We start from the raw sequence: 21416 nt of genomic DNA on the forward strand, positions 1-21416 counted from the left end.
AGCGCGGATTCATCGCCTTCCGGAAACGAGGATGATTGGTCCCCGATCTTACCGGGCGGACACGGTCGCCTGACTCACGGTCGGATCGGTCGCCGGAGCGGCAGGTTCATCCCCGCCCGCGAGCATGGTCGCACCGACGACGCAGAACCCGAACACGGCTCCGACGAGGTAGGTGACGGCGGTCTCCCGCCGGCGTCGGGCCCGATCCTGCCAAGTGCTCCGCGGCGGAGACGTCTCTCGTCGCTGCGTTCGATCATCCACCCGCAGCGTTCGAACAGCGCGCTGTTCACCGCTCGCCTCCCGGTAACCGGAGGGCTCCCACACCGCAGCTGCCGGGACGACTGCCGTGGTGGCGGGACGGGTACGGTGGCCTGCAACAGAGTGGTTGAGGGAGATGGTCATGGCAATGTCCTTTCGGTTGTGGGACCGAGAGTATCGGGTGGTTCCGACACTCTCGAACACCACATGCGTCCATATGTTCGATTTAGCTGCTATGTTCGATTTATAGCAGGCGTTCGAAAATTTGTCCACACCGGGCAGGTATCTCTCGAACATCCGTACAAGATCGTGGTAGACATGTAACAGGTACACGGCTCGCCAGCCCCAGCCATTCGAACACCACCAACTCTCCCGCGAACACCCAGCTCGACGACGTAAGGAATGACAGACCATGGCTCGCACCAGTCCCGCCCCGAACATCCAGCCCACCGGCAAACCCGACCCGTCCAACCTCTCCGACCGACAGCGTCGGATCCTCGAGGTCATCCGGGATGCGGTCGTCCTGCGGGGTTACCCGCCGAGCATCCGCGAGATCGGTGATGCCGCCGGGCTGCAGTCCACCTCCTCGGTCGCCTACCAGCTCAAGCAGCTGGAGAAGAAGGGCTTCCTGCGCAGGGACGCCAACAAACCGCGCGCAGTGGACGTACGCACTCTGCCGTCGACCGACACCGTGAAGAAGCCGGGCCGTCGGGCCGCGGAACCACGCCCGTCGGATGTGCCCGTTGACGCCGGCGCCACCAACTTCATTCCTGTGGTCGGCCGGATCGCGGCCGGGTCCCCATTCTCGCGGAGCAGGACGTGGAGGACTACTACCCACTGCCGGCCGACCTGGTGGGCGACGGCGAACTGTTCATGCTCAAGGTTGTGGGAGATTCCATGAAGGATGCCGGCATCCTTGACGGTGACTGGGTCGTCGTCCGTTCCCAGCCCGTGGCGGAGATGGGCGAGTTCGTCGCAGCGCTCATTGACGGTGAGGCCACGGCCAAGGAGTTCCACAAGGACTCCTCCGGTGTCTGGCTGCTCCCGCACAACGAGGACTACGCCCCGATTCCTGCCGAGAACGCGGAGATCATGGGCAAGATCGTCTCCGTCCTCCGGAAGCTCTAGTCCCCGTCCGCCCGTTTCCACCCCCGAAAGTGGCCACTCCCGACTGTGTGGAGTCTTGCACACTCCCACGGGAACGGGCGTGGTTTTAGGGCTGTGAGCGCGTGATTCCACGTCGTCCGCCGGGCTGGCCGGTGGACATCACCGCTGGCCACGGTGTGATAACGCGGACATCCGATCACTTTCTGCCAGAATGGGGAAAACGGGCATTCGCCCCGACCATTCATGTGGGATCGTGAGGAACATCCATGTACGCAGAGGAACGTCGACGCCAGATCGCCTCCCTCACCGCCGTCGAGGGCCGGGTCAACGTGACAGAGCTGGCGAACCGCTTCGATGTCACGGCCGAGACCATCCGCCGAGATCTGGCGGTCCTCGACAGGGAGGGCGTGGTGCACCGCGTCCATGGTGGTGCCGTGGCGAGCCAGACCTTCCAGACCGCGGAGTTCACCCTCGATGCGCGTTTCCGTTCTGCCCCCACCGCCAAATCGGCCATCGCGCGGGCGGCTCTCGAGTTCCTCCCCGACCCCAACGGTGGCCTGTTCCTGGATTCGGGCACCACGATCGGCACCCTCGCGGAGCTCATCGCCGAGCAACCGAACGCCCGGCAGTGGTCCATCGTGACCAACAGCCTGCCCATCGCCCTCAATCTGGCCAACAAAGGCCTGGTGGAGGTCCAGCTGCTCGGTGGTTCCGTCCGCGCCATCACTCAGGCGGTCGTCGGTGACACCGCCCTGCGGACCCTGGCGCTCATGCGCGCGGACGTCGCTTTCATCGGCACGAACGCTCTCACGCTCGACCACGGGCTGTCCACGGCGGATGCCCAGGAGGCGGCCATCAAATCCGCCATGGTCACCAACGCCCACAAGGTCGTCGTCCTCTGCGACTCGACGAAGCTGGGCAATGACTTCCTGGTCAGCTTCGCCGGGATCGATGACATCGACGTGGTGATCACCGACTCGTCCGCGCCGGAGTCCTTCGTGACTGCCCTGCGCGAACGAGAGGTCGACGTGATCGTCGCGGGGTAACCGCCCCGTTAACCCTGCAGCAGCTCGCGGACCGCTTCCCGGGCCGCAGCTGCACCCACGGATTCGAGCGCGAGCTCGGCGGCTTTCTTGCAGGTCTCCAGGTCCACATCCGCCAACTGCGCACCCACGCCCGGCAGGGCGGTCGAAGCGGCCGAGAGCGAGTCGACTCCGAGTCCGGTGAGGACGCAGGCGAGCATCGGGTCGGCCGCTGCCTCGCCGCAGACACCGACCGGGGTCTGGGTGTCGTGCCCGATGAGACAGGTGTGGCGGATCAGGCGGAGGACGGCGGGCTGCCACGGGTCGGTGAGGTAGGCCAGCTGCGGGGACAGTCGGTCCGCGGCCATCGTGTACTGCGTGAGGTCGTTGGTGCCGATGGACACGAAGTCCAGGTGCGGCATGAGCTTGTCCGCCATGAGGGCGGCGGCGGGGACCTCAATCATGGCGCCGGCGATGAGGCCGCGCTCCCGGCACAGGCCGGCGAACCACTTGGCCTCCCGGGCGGTGGCGACCATCGGGGCCATGACCCAGGTGGTGGCACCCTCGCCGCGGCCTTCGGCGGCCTGGGCGATGGCGTCGAGCTGGCGGGTGAGCAACGGCTCGTTGCTGTTGGCGATGCGCAGGCCGCGCACACCAAGGGCCGGGTTCTCCTCCACGGTCATGGTGGCGTAGGCGATCGGCTTATCCGATCCGGCGTCGAGGGTGCGGATGACCACCTTGGAGTCCGGGAAGGCGTCGAAGACCTTGCGGTAGATGCGGGCCTGCTCATCGACGCTGGGTTCCTCAGAGGCGGAGAGGAAGCTCATCTCGGTGCGGTAGAGGCCGATTCCCTCGGCCTGACCTTCCGCGGCGACGCGGGCGGCGTTGCCGGCGGCGACGTTGGCCAGCAGCTGGACGCGATGTCCGTCGCGGGTCTGGGCGGGGCCGCGCCACTGGGCGACGACGGCGGCGCGTTCCCGGGATTCGCGGACTCGCTCTGCGGAGGCCTCCGGGTCGGTGTCCATGGTGATGGTGCCCATGGCGCCGTCGATGAGGACCTTCTCGCCGGCGGGGATGGAGGAGATGGCGGAACCGACGGCGACGATGCACGGGAGGTTGAGCTGGCGGGCGATGATGGCGGTGTGACTGGTGGGCCCGCCCAGCTCGGTGACCAGGGCGACGATGTGGTCGGTGTCGAGGGTGGCGGTGTCGGCCGGGGAGAGATCGTCGGCGAAGAGCACGGCCTCACCGTCGACCTCCGGCAGTCCAGGTTCCTCTTCGCCGCGCAGTTCGGCGAGGACCCGGTCGCGGATGTCCTTGAGGTCGGTGGTGCGTTCGGCCATGACTCCGCCGGCGGCCTCAAACATGGTGACGAACTTGTCCGTGGCCTCCACGGTGGCGTTCTCGGCGGGGTGACCAGAGTTGACGGCCTTCCGGGCCGCCTTGCGCCAGCCGCGGTCGGCGACCATGCCGGCGGTGGCCTTGAGCACCTCGGACGCGGAGCCCTCGACGTGGGCTGAACGGGCGAGGAGTCGCTCGGACACGAGGTCCGCGGCGGCGACGAAGCGCTCGTACTCTGCCTCCCGCTCCCCCGCCGGCACGGTTGCGCCGGCCTTGGGCAGCTCCGGTCGGGGCCGTACCCAGACCGCCGGGGCGTAGGCGATGCCGGCGACGACGCCGGTGCCCTTGACAGAGGTGCTGTGGACACCCTCCATGGTTGTCTCCCATCTCACACGTTGTTGTGTACTTCCCCCCAGATCACCACATGTTCGGTAATCTCGCAATAAACCGGACCACAGAGTATTGACAGACGGGCATAATCGGGCGAGAATTAGGGTACAATCAAAAATCACCTGTGACCTATCTCATGGTCACCGTCCATGATACACCTCCCCGACGTGGCCCTTCCCCGGGCTTCACCGAGAGAACGGACCAGGAGCACGCCGTGATCCTCACCTTGACGCCGAATCCCAGCATCGACGCCACGATGCAGTTGACGGATCCTCTGCAACGCGGACAGGTCATCCGACCCGCCGCCATCTCCCAGGTCGCCGGCGGCAAAGGGGTCAACGTCACCCACGCCCTCACCCTGGCCGGGCGCCGGACGCTGGCCGTGGTCCCCGCCGACGAGGATGATCCCTTCATCGCCCTCGCCCGGCAGGCGGACATCCCGATCCATGCGGTCCCGGTCACCGAGGGTGTGCGCATGAACACCACCCTGACGGAGCCCGACGGCACGACCACCAAGATCAACGGCCCGGGGGCCACCATCACCGACGATGCCGAAGCGGAGATCATCCGCATCCTCACCACACTGGGCACGCAGTGCTCCTGGCTGGTGCTGGCTGGATCCCTGCCACCCGGGGTACCCACCGACTGGTACACGAGGGTGCTGTCCACGGTGCGCCGCTCCCTGCCGGGACTGCCGGTCGCGGTCGACACCTCCGACGAGGCGATCATGGCCCTGGGCGAGGGACTGGAGACCGCCGCGCCCAACCTGCTCAAACCGAACGGGCTGGAACTCGGCCAGCTGGTCGGGGTCGACGGGGAGGAACTCGAGTCCGCGGCCGCCGACGGCGATCTCCGCCCGGTGGTTGATGCGGCCCGCAAGATCATCACCCGGGGTGTGGAGGAAGTCCTGGTCACCCTCGGCGCCTCCGGCGCCGTCCTGGTCATCGAGAATCGGGCCTGGCACGCCACCCCACCCCCGGTGGAGGTGAAGTCCACGGTCGGTGCCGGGGACAGCTCGCTTGCGGGCTATCTCATGGCGCGGGCGGACAGCCTGCCCGCCGATCAGTGCCTCGTCCGGGCCGTGGCCTACGGTGCCGCCGCCACTGCCCTGCCCGGGACGACCATCCCCTCCCCCGGCCATCTCAATCTCACCGACACGCGCGTACGCGAACTCCACTCCTAGTCACCTCGAGGAAACCATGACCCCCGCGATCATCACCACCGACCTCGTCGTCCTCGATGAGGACCTCGGGTCCACACCCACCGACGTCATCACCCGCCTGGCCGACGTTGTCGTCTCCGCCGGCCGTGCCTCCGACGCCTCCTCGCTTGCCGACGCCGCCCTGGCCCGCGAAGCACAGGCCCCCACCGGGGTCCCGGGGAAGGTCGCCATCCCCCACTGCCGTTCCGAGGCCGTCACCGAACCGACCCTCGCCTTCGCCCGCCTGACCCGCGCCGTCGACTTCGGCGGCCCGGACGGCGACGCCGACCTCGTCTTCCTCATCGCCGCCCCGGCCGGTGGCGGTAAGGAGCACCTGAAGATCCTGTCCAAGCTCGCCCGCGCTCTGGTGCGCGGCGACTTCCTCACCCGCCTGCGGGAGGCACGCTCGGAGCAGGAGATCGTCACCGCGGTGACCGAGGTGATCACCGCGGAGAAGAAGAAGCCTGCGGCGGCGGGAACGGGGGCGTCGACAAGCAGGTCACCCGCATCGTGGCCATCACCGCCTGCCCGACCGGTATCGCCCACACTTACATGGCCGCCGACGCCCTCGCGCAGGCCGCCGAGGGCCGCGATGATGTGGAACTGGTCGTGGAGACCCAGGGTTCCTCCTCGACGAAGCCGATGGACCCGGCGGCCGTCACCGCAGCTGACGCCGTCATCTTCGCCACCGACGTCGGTGTCCGCGACCGCGAACGCTTCGCCGGCAAACCCGTCGTCGAGTCCGGCGTCAAACGCGCCATCAACGAACCTGCAGTCATGATCGACGAGGCCGTCGCCGCCGCCGCCAACCCGAAGGCCCGGACCGTCACCGGCACCGCCACCGAGACCACCACCGACAGCGCCCAGCTGGGCTGGGGCCGGCGCATCCAGCAGGCCGTCATGACGGGCGTGTCCTACATGATCCCGTTCGTCGCCGCCGGTGGCCTGCTGCTCGCCCTCGGCTTCCTCGTCGGCGGCTACGACATGGCCAACGGCTGGCAGGCGATCGCCACCGGGCACTCGCTCAACAACCTCCCCGGCAACACCGTCGACGTCGACGGCACAGCCGTCACCTTCGACCGCTCCGGCCTCGCCCTCTACCTCGGTGCCGTCCTCTTCGCCACCGGTCAGATGGCCATGGGCTTCATCGTCGCCGCCCTCTCCGGCTACACCGCGTTCGCCATCGCCGGCCGCCCGGGCATCGCCCCCGGCTTCGTCGGTGGCGCGATCTCCGTCCTCATCGGCGCCGGCTTCCTCGGCGGCCTGGTCACCGGCATCCTCGCCGGCCTCATCGCCTACTGGATCGGCTCGTGGAAGGTCCCCCGCATCCTCGGCTCCCTCATGCCCGTGGTGATCATCCCGCTGCTGACCTCCCTGCTCATCGGCCTGCTCATGTTCCTGCTGCTCGGCCGCCCGCTGGAGGCCGCCATGACGGGGATGACCGACTGGCTCGGCTCCATGTCCGGCTCCTCCGCCGTGCTCCTCGGCGTCATCCTCGGCCTGATGATGTGCTTCGACCTCGGTGGCCCCGTGAACAAGGCGGCGTACCTGTTCGCCACTGCCGGCCTGTCCACCGGTGACGAGGCGTCCATGCAGATCATGGCGACCGTCATGGCCGCCGGCATGGTCCCGCCCATCGCCCTGTCCGTGGCCACCCTCGTGCGCAAGCGACTGTTCACCCCGGCCGAGCAGGAGAACGGCAAGTCCGCGTGGCTGCTGGGCCTGTCCTTCATCTCCGAGGGCGCGATCCCCTTCGCCGCGGCCGACCCGCTGCGTGTCATCCCCTCGATGATGGTCGGCGGCGCCGTCACCGGTGCGACCTCCATGGCCCTCGGCGTCGGGTCCCGCGCACCCCACGGCGGCGTGTTCGTCCTGTTCGCCATCGACCCGTGGTGGGGCTTCCTCGTCGCCGTCCTCGCCGGCACGATCGTCTCCGCCGTCACCGTCCTGGCGCTCAAGCAGTTCTGGCCGAAAAAGGCGGTCCAGGCCACCCAGCCGGTCGCCGTCACGTCCTAACTTCCCTACACTGGTCCCCACTACCTCGTCATCGAAAGGACCCATCCCATGGCTTCCAAGACCGTCACCGTCGGCTCCGCCGTCGGCCTGCACGCCCGCCCCGCCTCCATCGTCGCTGACGCCGCCGGCGAGTACGACGACGACATCATCCTCACCCTCGCCGGTGATGACGACGAGGAGGCCGACGCCGCCTCCTCGCTGATGATCATGGCCCTCGGCGCGGAGAAGGGTGACCAGGTCACCGTCACCTCCGACAACGCCGAGGCCGTGGAGAAGATCGCCGCGCTCATCGAGTCGGACCTCGACGCCTGACCGGCCGACGCCGACAGCCCCCGTCCGGTTGGACGGGGGCTTTCCTCATGCCCGCAATCTCAGACCAGCGGCTGGTAGAGGTCGGTGACCATGTCCGCCGGATCGGCCTCAGGAGTGGGCATCGTGACATATTCCTCCCAGCACGGTGCCGAGAGTTCCTCCCCCTGCGCATGGGCGTGGTCGACGAGCTCCTGCCACGCCTGCGGAAGGCCGTCGTATCCGCCGTGGTGTGAGGTGACCATGGCGCGGGATTCCGGGATGAGGTGGACCGCCAGCCCGGAGGCCGGGTCGATGGCCCGGGTCACGGCGTCGAGCCCGTCCCCGGGGACGACGAAGCCACCCGCCAGGTCGACGGTGTCGGTCGGCGGCGAGAAGTAGTACGCACGGGCCGCACCGGTCGGGCGCAGGCCGGCCGCAGCCAGCGTCCGCGCGGCCTGGGTGAAGGCCCGGTCGAAGTAGTCGACCATGGCGTCGGCAGAGATGGTCTCCCGGCTGGCTAGGACGTGGTGGGCGGGGACGGTCACGGTGCGGTAGTCGCTCATACCCGGGAGAATATTTCCCCCAGCACAGGTGCCACAAGGGGTGCCCACCTAGGGCGGAACGCGTACACGCACGCCAGCCGGACGAGGCTTGCCCGCTCATACACCTCGACGGCGGCGTCGGAGGGGAACTCGGAGGTCACCACCCGGGCCTGCTCGCCGGTCCACAGCCCCTGCAGGTGACGGAGGCGGGCGTGGGCCCGGAGGTTGCCCACGTCCAGGGCGGGGTCGGCCAGACAGGCGGTGTCCACGTCGATGAGTCCGGGGCCGAGCTCCGGGTGGTGGAACAGCTGCTTGTCGTGCAGGTCGCGGTGGGCCGGGGCCAGCCGCTCGGGCAGGCCGGCCAGGTCCGCGATGACCCGCTCGGTGGCCTCCTGCAGGCGGACGGGGTCCGGGACGAGCACGCGGCTGGTGCGCACCCACTGCCGCAGGACGGCGACCTCGTCCGCCGCGGTGTGGACCGGGGTGGACGCCGGCGCCTGTTCCTGCTGCGCCCGGCCCAGGGCGCGGGCGATGTCGCGCCATGCGGTGCGCCACTGCTCATCCGTGAACGCGGTGGGGTCGTGGAGGCTGAGCCCCTCGAGCGGGGCGAAGGTGACGTGGTCGTCCCCGGCGCCGAGGATCCGCGGGGTGCGGAAGTGCTCGGCCAGCGGGCGGGCGGCGTTGATCGCGGTGAGGATCCGCCGTGCCCGGCCCTTCTTCACCAGCTTGGAGTAGCTGCCGTCCTCGCGGCGCACGACGGCACGTTTCCCCGGTCGGTGGGAGATGACGGTCCCGCCGGCCGGGGACGGCACCGGATGGAACACGCCGTCGGCGCGGAACCCGGCGCGGACCGTGCCGTCGGCGTCGAGGTACTCCACGGCGAGGCGTTCCCCGGCGGGCCAGACCCGGTGGACGGACCCCCGGGGCAACAGGTCGAGGGCGGCACGGGCGGCGTCGAGGCGGGCGGCGACCTCGGTCTCCCAGTTCTCGTTGCCCGGGTCACGGCGCAGCGGGTCGAGGGCGGCGGAAAGGTGGGCGTAGGCCTCCCAGGCGGCGATCTCGGTGAGGTGGACGTCCCCGCCGTCCTCCCGGTAGCCGGCACAGAAGGCGGTCCACTGGTCGGTCGACGCGTTCGCCTTCCATGTTCCGAGGTCGCGCACCGCCGGGCCCGCGCCGGCGCGGTCGGTGTCGATGAGCCGGATCTCGTCGCTGTCGGGGCCGGCGACGAGCACCTGGTCGGGCGAGAGGTCCCCGTGGAGGTTGACGGCGGGGCGGTCGCTGTCGAGCAGCGGGGCGATTCGGTCGGCGATCGAGATGGCCTCCGGTGCCAGGGTCGGGGCGTGTCGGGCAACCGCGTCGGCGGCACCGTGCGGGTCGACGGGGCACACCGGCGTTCCGGATTCGACCGGGGTGTGGTGCAGGCGGGCGATCGCGCGTCCGGCCGCCCGGGCGGCGCCGAGATGGTCGGGGTGTGTCCGCAGGTCGCCGGCACCCCACCAGGGGGTGGACACGATGTGGGGGCTGTGCCGGGTCACGGGGAGGGTGGGCACCCCGTGGTGGAGCCAGGTCCGGGCGGGGTCGGCGTCGACCGGGACGGCGTGGACGCGCAGGACCCGCTCCCCTGCCCGGGCCACCACACGGCGGTGCGGGATGTAGCGGAGGATGTCCAGCTCGGCCGGGTCGACGGGCAGGCCGCGGAGTGCCGGGATGAGCCGGCGGTCGGCGTACCAGGGGCCGCTGAACAGGTACGGTCCGGTGGCGTCGTGGACGGTGAGCAGGTCCCCGGCCCGGAACATGCTCTTGGCGTACTTGTCCGGGTCGATGGTCCACAGGGTCCAGCCGACCTCGCCGGTGTCCGGGTTGCGCCAGGCGACGTGGGTGCTGCGGCCGGGTTTGATCCGCAGGTGGGTGGGTTCGACGCGGTGGTGGAGCAGGCGAGTGAGGGTGGGGGCGTCGAGAAGCATCAGAGCAGTTCCTTCTGGTGGACGGCATCCTCCTGGGTGCGGGCCCAGGCGCTGATGCGGGTGTCGGGGTCGGTGAGGAGCTCGGCGGGGGTGCCGTCCTCGACGATCTGTCCGTCCTCGAGCCAGAGCAGGCGGTCGAGGGAGCGGATCATGGAGATGTCGTGGGTGATGGCCAGTGTCGTGCGTCCCCGGGTGAGTTCGTGCAGCGATTCCTCCACCAGGGCCCGGGAGGCCGGGTCGAGGCCGGTGGTGGGTTCGTCGAGGACGACGACGGCGGAGTCCCGCACCATGCTGCGGGCGATGGCCAGGCGTTGGCGCTGCCCGCCGGAGAGGGTGTCACCCCGGTTGCCCAGGACGGAGTCGTAGCCGTCGGGCAGGGCCATGATGAAGTCGTGGGCGCCGGCGCGGCGGGCGGCGTCGATGACCTCGTCGTCGGTGGCGGTCAGGCGCCCGTAGCGGATGTTCTCACGGACGGTGGTGGCGAAGAGGACCGATTCCTGGAAGAGGATGGACACCTGCTGGCGCAGCTCGTCGCGGCGGACGTCGCGGGTGTCGTAGTGGTCGAGGCGGACGGCGCCGGTGTCGACGTCCGCGAGGCGGACGAGGTAGCCGGCGAGAGTGGACTTGCCGGCACCGGAGGGGCCGAGGAGGCCGACGCGTTGCCCGGCGGGGATGGTGAGGCCGAGGTCGGTGAACAGGGGTCGGCCGTGGCCGTCGCGGGCGCTGATCCGGTCGTAGGTGACGGTGCCCTCGACGCCGATCATGTCGCGGGGCTCGGCCGGGTCGGCGATGTCGACGGGTTCGTCCATGAGGTCGGCGATGCGTTCGCCGCTGGCCTGGGCGCGGGCAATGCGGCCGGTGTACTTGGCCATGTCCCGCAGGGGTTTCATGGCGGTCTTGAGGTACATCATGAACAGGACGATGTCGCCGGGGGTCATCATGCCCTGCATGACCTGCCAGCCGCCGAATCCGAGAACTACGGCGGTGGCGAGGCCGACGAGGACGTCGGTGGAGCGCTCCAGGCGGGCGGCCAGGCGGCGGGCGCGGATGTTGGCGGTCAGTGCCTTCTGGTTGCCGGCGGCGAAACTGCTGGCGATGGTGTCCTCGAGTCCGTAGGCCTGGACGACGCGGATGGCGGCGAGCGCCTCGGCGGCGTCCCCGACCAGGCGCCCCTCACCCTTGCGGGTGGCGCGGGAGGCGGCGGTGATCTGTGGTGCGGCGACCGAGGAGATGAGCAGGTACAACGCGGCGGTGGCGACGACGACGAGCGAGAGCACGGGGTTGAGCACCATGACGACGATGAACAGGACGACGACGGTGGCGAGGTTGCCGATCAGCGGCAGGCCCGCGGTCACCGCCACCTCCTGGAGGCGGCCCATGTCGCCGACGAGTCGCTGGGAGGTGTCGCCGATGGAGGCGCGGGAGTGGTACTGCAGCGACAGGGACTGGATGTGGTCGAAGACGCGGGTGCGCAGGCGGGTCACCACCTTCACACCGGTCTTGGCGAAGGCGATGGTGGAGATGTAGTTGCACACCGCCCGCCCGGCGACGATGCCGGCGAGGATGAGTGCCCACATCACGAGGGTTGTGGTGACGTCCTCCGGGGTGCCGGTGGCGACCGCGATGTCGGCGCCGAGGGCCCGGGTGACGGTGTCCACGGCGATCTTCATCGGCCAGGGTTCGAGGATGCGGAATGCCACGTCACCGATGAGGGCGAGGAGGCCGACGATGATCAGGAGGCGGTGCTCGCGCAGGTCGATGAGCGCGAGGGTGCGGCGCAGTGGGGCGGGAATCACGGATCTCACACGAACACCCCCGCCAGCAGGTCGGTGACGCGGCTGCGCCAGGTGTGGTGGGTCTCCACGAGCACCCGGCCCCGTCGGCCGAGCCGTTCGCGTTCCGCCCGGTCGCCGGCCAGGCGGTCGAGCGCGGCAGCGAGGGAATCGGTGTCACCGGGGGTGGTGAGCACACCGCAGTAGCCGAGCAGCTCGGGCAGCTCGCCGACGGCGGAGGCGATGACCGGCAGCCCGGCGGCGAGGTACTCGTAGACCTTGAGGGGAGAGAAGTAGTGGTTGTCGGTGGCCGGGTAGGGGGCGGTGGCCACGTCCCAGCCGGTGAGGATCTCGGGCACGTCCGCCGGGGCGACGGCGCCGTGGAAGACCACGTCCAGGCTCAGGCGGGTGGCCTGCTCACGCAGGGCGTCGAGTTCGGGGCCGGTGCCGCAGATCTCCACCCGCCAGGTGCTGCGGGCGGTGCCGACGGCGTCGAGAAGCACGTCGGTGCCGTGCCAGGGCTTGAGGGTGCCCAGGAAGCCGACGGTGAGCGGCTGGCCGGGCAGGCGGACGCCGGGGCGGACGCGGTCGGTGTTGACGCCGTTGGGGGTGACCACCACGGGCGCGGCGGGACACAGGGTGGCGACCCAGTCCGCCACCGGCCGGGACACGCACGACAGGAGGCTGGCACCGCTGAACGCCGCGAGGGTGCGCACCCGGGCGAGGGTGACGTGGTGCAGGCGCCGGTGGGTGGTCTGTTCGTCGATGAGCGGCGCGTTGACCTCGAGGATGACCGGGGCGAGGTGGTTGAGCCGCGCGCCGACGTCCGAGAACAGGGAGTAGCGCTCGTAGATGAGGTCGCAGGGCAGGCCGGCGGCGATCTCCACCATCTTGTCCACCGTGGCGATGAGCTCGAACTCGCGGTTCGCGGACCCGGAGGCGGAACGGACGGGCACGGTGATCACCGGCAGGTCGGCGAGGTCGTCCGGGACGAGTTCGGTGCCGTCGCGCTCCCCGCGGCGGATGCACAGCACGGTGACGTGGTGTCCCAGCCCACGCATCGCGCGGACGACCTCCTGCACGTGGACGGACGCGCCCTTGGAGCCGAAGACCCCGATGCCGGGGTCGGCGAGCAGATAGACGATGTTCATCATGCCTCCTGGAGGTCACGCAGGGCCCGGGCCTGCCGGGTGGAATCACAGAGCTTCTCGACGAGCGCGCGTCCCGCGTCCGCCCGCCCCGTCCCGGTGTCGCCGGTGGCGTCGGCCACGGCGTCGACAAGCGCGTGGACGTCACCGGTGGGGACGAGCCACCCGGTCTGCTCGGTGATGACCTCGCCGACGGCGGTGACGTCGGCGGCGACGATGCGCATGCCGCGGGCCATCGCCTCGAGCAGGACGGTGGGCAGGCCGTCGGCGTTGCCGTCCGCCCCGACGATGAAGGGGGCGACGAAGACGTCGCACTCCCCCAGCAGGCGGGTGACCTCGGCCTGGGTGACCGGGCCGAGCAGGCGGACATGCCCGCCCAGGCCGAGGGAATGGATCTGGCGGGCCAGGTCCTCGCGCAGCGGGCCGTCCCCGGCGATGTCGACGGTGACGGGCACGCCCCGTCCGTGGAGGGCCGCGGCGGCGTCGACGAGCAGGTGCAGGCCCTTCTTCTCCACCAGGCGTCCCACCGACAGCAGCCGCAGGCCTGATTCGGGGCGCGGGGCGTAGGGGAAGCGGTCGAGTTCGAGACCGTTGTGGACGAGGTGGATGCGGTCGGCCGAGGCCGGGAACCGCGCGTCGAGGTCACGTTTGTTGTAGCCGCTGATGGTCACCGCGTGGTGGGCGTCGGCGAATTTCGCCGCCAGGTCCTCCTCGACGACGTCCTCGTGGAAGATGTCCTTGGCGTGCGCGGTGAAGGAGTACGGCAGCCCGGTGATCTTCCCCGCCAGGCGCGCGACCGTGGTGGCGACGGTGGCGAAATGGGCGTGCAGGTGCGTCACGCCGAGCTCGGTGGCCAGTCGCGCGACCTGCACCGCCTGGACGGCGTCGTCGACGTCATGATCGAGCAGTTCGGACAGGACCGGCGCGGCCTCTGGGGTGAGCCGGGACCACAGGGTGCTCGCGCTGCGCGGCCGGTCGACGTGGATGACCGGGGCCTTCACGCGCGCGAGTTCCGGGTGGAACCGGGCGTCGGTGCACGGACGCAGGGAGAAGATGACGATGTCCTCTCCCGCCGCCTCCCGGGCGAGGATCTCGGAGACGACGAACGTCTCGGAGAACCGCGGGTACATCTTGAGCACGTAACCGGTCCTAGACATGGGAGCTCACCTCCGCGAGCAGGTCGCAGGCCAGGTGGCCGACGCGGTGCAGACCGTCGAGGTCGACATGCTCCCGGGACACCCGGCGGGTGGCGGCGCCGGCCATCCACTCGCCGAGCCGGCGTGGGGTGAGGTCGTTGATGTCGATCGTGTCGGACACCGCGGCGTCCGCCAGGGCGCGGGCCCGGATGGGCTGCTCCGCGCGGCGGGTGTTGCGGGGGATGACCAGCGCCGGGGTGTCGGTGGCCATGACCTCCGCCAGGGAGTTGTAGCCGCCCATGCACACCACGCCCGCCGCGTCCCGGATGAGGGTGGGCAGGTTGGGCACGAAGCGGGTGACCTGGGTGTGGTGGGTGGCCGCCAGGGCGCGGACGGCCAGCAGCTCCGCCTCGGACATCTGGGGTCCCGTGACGACGAGATGGCGGTGCCCCTCCGGTGGCCGGGTGCGGGCCGCGATCCGGGCCAGCTGCCCGCCGTCGGATCCCCCGCCCACGGTGGTGATCAGGTAGGGCGCCTCGACCGGGTCGCCCTCGTCGACGTGGCGGCCGCGGGAGAGGTAACCGGTGAAGGAGACGAGCGGGGCCAGCTCCGCCGGGATCTCGCCGCTGGCCACCGGGTCATGGATCGCCGGGTCACCGTAGACCCACAGGGCGTCATAGGCGGCCGCGGTCTCGGCGGTGCGCCATTCGGCATGGGCCACGGCCGGGGTGTCCAGCACCTCCCGCAGGCCCAGGACGGTCACGCAACCGGTGGTGTGCAGCATGTCCAGGACGGGGCGGAGCTCATCGTCGACGCCGAAGGGGTGACGGTCGACGATGAACAGGTCCGGAGAGAGGGCGGCCAGCGCGGCGGTGATGGTCAGCGACCGCAGCTCCGAGAGCCCGCTGACACCCATGTGCAGGGCACGGGCGGTGTAGCCGTCCGGGGTCCGGGCGTAGCCGGGCAGCACCAACCAGTCCCAGCCGGCCGGGAGGCTGAAGCGGGTGGCGGCGGGGTGGCCCGCGATGAGGATGCCGCTCGACCCGGGTGGCAGATGCTCCGCCAGGGCGAACGCGATCGCGCGGTTGCGGCGCAGATGACCCAGTCCCACGGAATCGTGGGAGTACATGGCGACCGTGATGCTCATCGCGGTGGTCCTTCCTGTTGTCGTCGTCTGTCTCTGACAGTTCTGACGATAGGAAGCCCCCATGAAGCGCCGATGAGGCCGACATGAAGGTTTCTTCATGTCGGCCCCGGGAGTCATACGGGTGGGTCAGAAGGTGGCGTTGCGTCCCTCACCCATGGTGACGTACAGGCGCCTGAGGATCGGGTAGGCGATGATGATGCCCGCCGAGCCCCAGGCGATGCCCTCCAACTCGACACCGAAGACGGTGAGGGTGAGGTTGCCGATGCCCGCCACCAGCGCCACGGCCGCCGCCGTGAGGTTGACCGGGTTGTTGAAGTTGACGTTGTTGTCCTGCCAGATGCGGATGCCCAGCATGCCGATGAGGCCGTAGAGCACGAGCGTGGCGCCGCCGAGCACACCCGCGGGGATGGTGAAGATCAGCGCCCCGAACTTCGGGATGAACGCCAGGGCGATCGCGGTGAACGCGGCGACCCAGTAGGCGGCAGTGGAGTACACGCGGGTGGCGGCCATGACGCCGATGTTCTCCGCGTACGTCGTCGTGCCGGAGCCGCCGAAACTGCCGGCCAGGGTGGTCGCCAGGCCGTCGGCCACCAGGGCGTCGCCGGCCAGGTCGTCGAGGTTGCGGCCGGTCATCTCGCTGACCGCCTTGACGTGACCGACGTTCTCCGCCACGAGCACGATGATCACCGGCAGGGTGACCAGGATGGCGGAGAGGTGGAACTCCGGGGAGTGGAACTCGGGCAGGCCGAACCACGCGGCCTGGCGGATCGTCTCCGTCGCCCCCTCGGCGAGGTTGCCGGTCACCACCGCGAACACCCAGCCGATGACCACGCCGATGAGGATGCCCAGGCGGGCGACCATGCCGCGGCCGGCGACGGTGGCCACGAGGATGGCCACCATCGTGATCGTGGCCACCAGCGGCTGGGTCTCGAAGTTCGCGGCCGCCGTCGGCGCCAGGTTGAGGCCGATGAGCGCGACGATCGCACCCGTCACGGCCGGCGGCATGACCGCGTCGAGGACCTTGCGCCCCGCAGCCTTGACGATGAACCCGATGAGCACGAGCACCAGGCCCGCGACGAGGACGCCGCCGATCTGCGCGCCGGGCCCGTAGCCCTGGCTCGCCGCCAGCGGGGCGATGAACGCGAAGGAGGACCCGAGGTAGGAGGGCAGCCGGTTGCGGGTGATGAGCAGGAAGAGGATCGTGCCCAGGCCCGAGAACAGCAGTGTGGTGTTGACCGGGAAGCCGGTGAGGGTGGGCACCAGCAGCGTCGCGCCGAACATGGCGATGACGTGCTGCATGCCGATGCCGATGGTCCGCGGCCAGCTCAGCCGCTCCTCGGGGGCGACGACCGCGCCGGGGAGGATCTTCCTGCCGTCACCGTGGACGGTCCAGCCGAAGTATCGGCCCTGATTCGTGCTCGTAGGTGTGCTCACGAATCCTTATTATCACCCGCGGGCTCCGCGACGACGAACTCAGCCAGCTCATCCGCCAGCTGGCGCGGCAGCCGGACGTCGACGAACGTGCCCTCCTCCGTGTACTCCTCACTGCGGACGGTGCCGAACTCGTGGAGGCGGGAGACGATGTCACCCCGGGTGAACGGGATGAGCAGATGCACGTGAGCGTCGAGTGAGTTGAGGAAGATCTCGATGCGGGCCTGCAGGTCCGGGATGCCCTCGCCGGTCAGGGCGGAGACGTAGACGACGTTGTCACGGTCGAGGGCGTGACGCAGTTCGGCCAGGACGAGTGGGTCCGCGTCGTCGATCTTGTTCACCACGATGATCTCCGGCGGCGCGCTCTCCCCGGTCTCCTTGACGATGTCGTAGATGACCTTGTTCACGGCCTCGATCTGCTTGAGCGGGAACGGGTCCGAGCCGTCGACGACGTGGAGCATGAGGTCGGCGGCGAGCACCTCCTCGAGGGTGGACTTGAACGCCTCGACGAGCTGGGTGGGCAGGTGGCGGACGAAGCCGACGGTGTCGGTGAACACCACGGCCCGACCGTCGGCCAGCTCCGCGCGCCGGGTCGTGGGGTCGAGGGTGGCGAACAGGGCGTTCTCCACCAGCACACCCGCGCCGGTCATCGCGTTGATGAGCGAGGACTTGCCGGCGTTGGTGTACCCGGCGATGGCCACCTGCGGGATCGTCGAGTCCTGCCGGCGCTGGCGCTTGATCTCGCGCGCCGTCTTCATGCCGGCGAGTTCACGGCGCAGCTTCGCCATGTCGGTGCGCAGACGTCGACGGTCCGCCTCGATGCGGGTCTCACCGGGGCCACGCAGGCCGACGCCGCCGTTGGAGCCGGCCCGGCCACCGGCCTGACGGGAGAGGTTGCCGCCCCAGCCACGCACGCGCGTGTAGAGGTACTCCATCTGCGCGAGGCTGACCTGCGCCTTGCCCTCCTTCGACTTCGCGTGCTGGGCGAAGATGTCGAGGATGAGCATCGTCCGGTCGATGACCTTGGTGTTCAGCGCGGTCTCGAGGGCGACGAGCTGGCCGGGGCTGAGTTCACCGTCGCAGATGACGGTGTCGGCTCCCGTGGCGGCGATGATCTCCTTGAGTTCGGTGACCTTGCCGGAGCCGATGAAGGTGCCGGGGTCCGGTTTGTCGCGGCGCTGGTAGAGCGTCTCCAGGACCTCGGCGCCGGCGGTCTCAGCGAGTGCCTGGAGTTCGGCCATGGCCGCCTCGACCTCGGCGGCGGTGCCCTCGGTCCACACGCCGACGAGGATGACCTGCTCGAGGCGCAGCTTGCGGTACTCGACCTCGGTGATGTCCTCGACGTCGCTGGAGCGGATCTCGGTGTCGCGGGTGATACGGCGGAATCGGTTACGTTCCGCCAGGTCAAGTTCGCCGACGGTGGGGCTGATCAGGTCGGAGAGGTCCGCGCCCGGATCCTCCGCTTCCGTGGGCTGGGGTGCGTTGTCGCGGAAGGCGCGGGCCAGCAGGTCGTCGTGATCACGGGTGGGTCGGTCAGTCGATTCAGTCATTGCCGCTCATTCTTCCACGGCGCACCACCCCGGCGGGCATGGACCGGGTGATCAGGTGGTGTTCTGTCAGCCGACCCTAACCGTTACACTGTCTGCCATGAGCACCGACCTGAAGAGCATCGGACTGGGATTCGACCGTTGGCAGGACGCCGTCGAGGCCGCCATCGCCACCAATGAACTGGTGGTCGCGGGTGAGATCCGAGGTGGCCAGCTAATCCAGTTCGCGGACGCCTCGGGCGCCCAGATCAACATCCTGGCCGTCGAGCCCTACGCCGCCTTCGCGGGGTTCGAGTCGGTGACCCAGACGTTCGCCCACGTGAGCATGGTCAATGACGTGCTGGCGTTCCTGGAGATCCTCGATTCCTTCGGCACGGTCCTGACGTCGGTGACGGTCAACCTGTCCCAGGGTCCGCTGCTGGTGGATCAGCCGACGCAGGAGTGGCAGCAGGTGGGTGTCACCGCCCTCGGCATCGACACGACGGTGTACCCGGACGCCGAGTCCTACGAGGCCGCCACCGGCGAGGTCCTCGGCCTGCTGGTCTCCGAGGGTGCGCAGGTCGTGGCCGCCGGTTCCGGTGCCGCCGCCCCGGATGCGTCGGCGTCCTTCTCCGCCCGGGTGCTCGACGCCGAGTACCGGCACAACCAGCTGACCGGTCAGCGGTTCATCCACGCCACCGTCGACGGCGCCTTCCCCTTCGACGTGTGCCTGCCGGACGGCGCGGAGGTCCCGGCGAAGGACAGCGTCATCGCCGGTACCGCCATGCTCACCGCGGCGGTCCTGTCCCCCCTGTCCACCGGTGGCGGCTGTGGTGGTTGCGGTGGCTCCTGCGGCTGTGGGGGCCATTAGAGGACTGGTGACGGACGGTGTACCCCATGCCTGAGAGACTGCCGATCCGCCCGGAGCCCCGCCGGTTCCGCTGGCCGCTCGTGGTCATTCTGGCGGGCAGTCTGCTCATCCTCTTCTGGTTCAAGCTGCAGGGGCTCCTGCTGCTCCTGCCGATTCTGGCGATCGCCTTCCTCGTGCTGGGCAAGCGACCGGATTCCACGGAGACGAATGCGCTGCGCTCCTCCATCGCCCTGTCGGCGGAGGACATCAGCGACGTGCTCGCCGAGTATGACCGTTTCGCCTCGGCCACCGACGCCGACACCCTGGCGGACCGCACGCTGCTCCGTCCGGCACTGGTGGACCTGGACTGTGATGACGAGGCCATCGAGGCGTTCCATCACCAGTACGCGACCTCGCGTCGTTTCCTCCGCCGCCTCGAGGCACGCCTGGCGCACCCCGGTCTGGAGGTCGGGCAGCTGGAGTCGCTGCTGCATGTCACCGACCAGCGGGCGATGGACATCAAGGAGGCGTGGCTGACGGCCCGCCACGCCGCGAAACGGCTGGGGACGAACTACTAGATCTGCACCGTTCCGGTCGCGATGATGCGGCTGGGGCCGGTCAACGTCGACTCCTCGCCGGCGATGGTGACGGTGACCTCCCCACCGGGGACGGTGACGGTCACGGCGCCGTCGGTCAGGCCGGCGTCGGCGAGCGCGGCGCGGGCGGCGGCGACGGTGCCGGTCCCGCAGGAGCGGGTCTCCCCGACGCCGCGTTCGTGGACGCGCATGTGGACGCGGTCGTCGACAAGCTCGGTGAGGATCTCCACGTTGACGCCCGCGGGGAAGAACTCCTCGTCGAACTCCGGTGCCACCAGATCCAGCGCCGCCAACCGCTCGGGTGTCAGCCCCGGGATGACCGCCGCGAGGTGCGGGTTGCCCAGGTCGACGCCGAGACCGGCGAGGGAGAGGTCACCGATCCGGGCGGTGGAGACCCCGGTGACGGTGGCCGGACCCATGCCCACGCTCACCGTCGCGTCCTGCTCGTCCCAGTCGGTGACCAGGACGGTGCGGTCGCCGGCGCGGGTGCGCACGACGAACTCGTCCGAGTCCACCAGGCCACGGGAGCGGAGGTAGTGGGCGAACACGCGCACGCCGTTGCCGCACATCTCGGCGACGGAGCCGTCGGCGTTGCGGTAGTCCATGAACCAGGCGTGGTCCCCGCGGACAACCCGGAGGATGCCGTCCGCGCCGAGCCCGGCCCGCCGGTCACACAGGCTCGCGACCGTGGACGCGGTGAGGTCGAGCTGGTCCTCGGGGTCGGGCAGGATGAGGAAGTCGTTCTCGGTGCCGTGGCCTTTGGCGAAGTCGATGCTGTTCACCGCACCAACTCTAGCGCCTGCCCGACGGGCGTCGCGGCGGCGTCGAGCCAGTGGATCCGTGGGTCCCGGTTGAACCAGGAACGCTGGCGGCGCACGTACCGGCGGGTGCCGGTGATCGTCCGCTCGACGGCCTCGTCCCACGTCATCTCCCCGGCCCGGGCGGCGAGGACCTGCGCGTAGCCGATGGCGCGGCCGGCGGTGGAGTCGGCGACCAGGCCGTGGTCGGCGACGAGGTGGTCGACCTCCTCCACCAGGCCCCGGTCGAACATCTGGCGGGTGCGCAGCTCGATGCGCGGGTTGAGCCAGTCCGCGTGGGTGCGCAGCCCGAGGATGGTGGTCCCCCAGCGCGGGGGCGCGTCCTTCGGCGGTTGGGACGCCTGGAAGGGCCGACCGGTGAGCTCTATGACCTCCAGGGCCCGGACGGTACGGCGCGGGTCCTTGTCCTCGATGACCGCGGCCGCGGCCGGGTCCACGGCGGTGAGTTCCGCGTGGAGGGCGTCGATGCCGATGTCGGCCAGGCGCTGCTCGAACCGCGCCCGGACGACCGGGTCGGTGGGCGGGAACTGCCAGTCGTCGACGAGCGACTGGACGTAAAGCATGGAGCCACCGACGAGGATCGGCACCTTCCCCCGGGCGAGGATGTCCTCCACGTCCGCGATGGCGTCGGCCTGGAAACGGGCCACCGACGCCGTCTCGGTGACGTCCCACACGTCGAGCTGGTGGTGCGGGATCCCCTCGCGTTCGGCGACGGTGAGTTTGGCGGTGCCGATGTCCATCCCACGGTAGAGCTGCATGGAGTCGACGTTGACCACCTCCCCGCCCAGTTCGTGCGCCAGGGCCAGGCCGAGGGCGGATTTCCCGGAGGCGGTGGGCCCCACGACGGCGATCGGTCCCAA

At 69.9% G+C, this 21416-nt stretch carries 17 protein-coding genes and 2 pseudogenes; 7 read left to right on the plus strand and 12 right to left on the minus strand.

Annotated elements, in window-relative coordinates:
• Positions 1-48 precede the first annotated feature (48 nt).
• The gene (locus tag QP029_RS12040; protein ID WP_284874510.1) at positions 49-402 is read right to left on the minus strand and encodes a hypothetical protein; all 354 of its coding nucleotides are present in this window, start codon (positions 400-402) and stop codon (positions 49-51) included.
• Between the two features lie 268 nt (positions 403-670).
• On the opposite strand from QP029_RS12040, the pseudogene lexA reads away from it, so the two are divergent.
• A pseudogene (gene lexA, locus QP029_RS12045) lies at positions 671-1386 on the plus strand (transcriptional repressor LexA).
• Positions 1387-1631: 245 nt separating this feature from the next.
• Positions 1632-2411 carry a DeoR/GlpR family DNA-binding transcription regulator gene (locus QP029_RS12050; RefSeq protein ID WP_284874511.1) on the plus strand — a complete coding sequence of 260 codons (780 nt, stop codon included), beginning with the start codon at positions 1632-1634 and terminating at the stop codon, positions 2409-2411.
• An 8-nt stretch (positions 2412-2419) separates the two neighbouring features.
• Here the strand turns inward: QP029_RS12050 and ptsP are convergent, their stop codons facing one another.
• Positions 2420-4102, minus strand: coding sequence for a phosphoenolpyruvate--protein phosphotransferase (ptsP, locus tag QP029_RS12055; protein WP_284876247.1), 1683 nt, complete (start codon positions 4100-4102; stop codon positions 2420-2422).
• A 230-nt stretch (positions 4103-4332) separates the two neighbouring features.
• Here ptsP and QP029_RS12060 point away from each other — a divergent pair, with 230 nt between their 5' ends.
• The 3 genes and pseudogenes from QP029_RS12060 to QP029_RS12070 all read left to right on the plus strand — a co-directional run bounded on the left by QP029_RS12060 (position 4333) and on the right by QP029_RS12070 (position 7647).
• Positions 4333-5301 (plus strand): 1-phosphofructokinase family hexose kinase, encoded by a 969-nt coding sequence (locus tag QP029_RS12060; RefSeq protein ID WP_284874512.1) that lies wholly within the window; start codon positions 4333-4335, stop codon positions 5299-5301.
• Between the two features lie 16 nt (positions 5302-5317).
• Positions 5318-7335 (plus strand): annotated as a pseudogene (locus tag QP029_RS12065) (PTS fructose transporter subunit IIABC).
• A gap of 48 nt (positions 7336-7383) precedes the next feature.
• The gene (locus tag QP029_RS12070; protein WP_284874513.1) at positions 7384-7647 is read left to right on the plus strand and encodes an HPr family phosphocarrier protein; all 264 of its coding nucleotides are present in this window, start codon (positions 7384-7386) and stop codon (positions 7645-7647) included.
• A 59-nt stretch (positions 7648-7706) separates the two neighbouring features.
• Here the strand turns inward: QP029_RS12070 and QP029_RS12075 are convergent, their stop codons facing one another.
• The 8 genes from QP029_RS12075 to hflX all read right to left on the minus strand — a co-directional run bounded on the left by QP029_RS12075 (position 7707) and on the right by hflX (position 18316).
• The gene (locus QP029_RS12075; RefSeq protein WP_284874514.1) at positions 7707-8189 is read right to left on the minus strand and encodes a GyrI-like domain-containing protein; all 483 of its coding nucleotides are present in this window, start codon (positions 8187-8189) and stop codon (positions 7707-7709) included.
• Complete coding sequence (locus QP029_RS12080; protein ID WP_284874515.1) at positions 8186-10132, minus strand: phosphotransferase; 1947 nt, start codon at positions 10130-10132, stop codon at positions 8186-8188. Before QP029_RS12080 ends, QP029_RS12075 begins: the two co-directional genes overlap by 4 nt.
• Positions 10132-11937 (minus strand): ABC transporter ATP-binding protein, encoded by a 1806-nt coding sequence (locus tag QP029_RS12085; RefSeq protein ID WP_284874516.1) that lies wholly within the window; start codon positions 11935-11937, stop codon positions 10132-10134. The genes QP029_RS12080 and QP029_RS12085 overlap by 1 nt, the downstream gene beginning before the upstream one ends.
• Positions 11934-13058, minus strand: coding sequence for a glycosyltransferase family 4 protein (locus QP029_RS12090; protein WP_284874517.1), 1125 nt, complete (start codon positions 13056-13058; stop codon positions 11934-11936). Before QP029_RS12090 ends, QP029_RS12085 begins: the two co-directional genes overlap by 4 nt.
• Positions 13055-14209 (minus strand): glycosyltransferase family 4 protein, encoded by a 1155-nt coding sequence (locus tag QP029_RS12095; RefSeq protein ID WP_284874518.1) that lies wholly within the window; start codon positions 14207-14209, stop codon positions 13055-13057. Before QP029_RS12095 ends, QP029_RS12090 begins: the two co-directional genes overlap by 4 nt.
• On the minus strand, positions 14202-15335 hold the full coding sequence (locus QP029_RS12100) for a glycosyltransferase family protein (RefSeq protein ID WP_284874519.1): 1134 nt from the start codon (positions 15333-15335) through the stop codon (positions 14202-14204). Before QP029_RS12100 ends, QP029_RS12095 begins: the two co-directional genes overlap by 8 nt.
• A gap of 126 nt (positions 15336-15461) precedes the next feature.
• A complete protein-coding gene (locus QP029_RS12105) occupies positions 15462-16769 on the minus strand; it encodes a uracil-xanthine permease family protein (RefSeq protein WP_284874520.1) in 1308 nt (435 codons plus the stop codon).
• Positions 16766-18316, minus strand: coding sequence for a GTPase HflX (gene hflX, locus QP029_RS12110; RefSeq protein WP_284874521.1), 1551 nt, complete (start codon positions 18314-18316; stop codon positions 16766-16768). Before hflX ends, QP029_RS12105 begins: the two co-directional genes overlap by 4 nt.
• Before the next feature lie 97 nt (positions 18317-18413).
• Here hflX and QP029_RS12115 point away from each other — a divergent pair, with 97 nt between their 5' ends.
• Together QP029_RS12115 and QP029_RS12120 are read left to right on the plus strand one after the other, a co-directional pair.
• Positions 18414-19163: a hypothetical protein gene (locus QP029_RS12115; protein ID WP_284874522.1), complete on the plus strand. Its 750-nt coding sequence runs from the start codon at positions 18414-18416 to the stop codon at positions 19161-19163.
• A 26-nt stretch (positions 19164-19189) separates the two neighbouring features.
• On the plus strand, positions 19190-19720 hold the full coding sequence (locus tag QP029_RS12120) for a hypothetical protein (protein ID WP_284874523.1): 531 nt from the start codon (positions 19190-19192) through the stop codon (positions 19718-19720).
• Here QP029_RS12120 and dapF read toward each other — a convergent pair.
• Both dapF and miaA read right to left on the minus strand, forming a co-directional pair.
• On the minus strand, positions 19717-20511 hold the full coding sequence (gene dapF / locus QP029_RS12125) for a diaminopimelate epimerase (RefSeq protein WP_284876248.1): 795 nt from the start codon (positions 20509-20511) through the stop codon (positions 19717-19719). The two genes, QP029_RS12120 and dapF, sit on opposite strands and share 4 nt — an antisense overlap.
• Positions 20512-20516: 5 nt before the next feature.
• Complete coding sequence (gene miaA, locus QP029_RS12130) at positions 20517-21416, minus strand: tRNA (adenosine(37)-N6)-dimethylallyltransferase MiaA (protein ID WP_284874524.1); 900 nt, start codon at positions 21414-21416, stop codon at positions 20517-20519.

This window comes from Corynebacterium suedekumii (assembly GCF_030252185.1).
GTDB lineage: Bacteria > Actinomycetota > Actinomycetes > Mycobacteriales > Mycobacteriaceae > Corynebacterium > Corynebacterium suedekumii.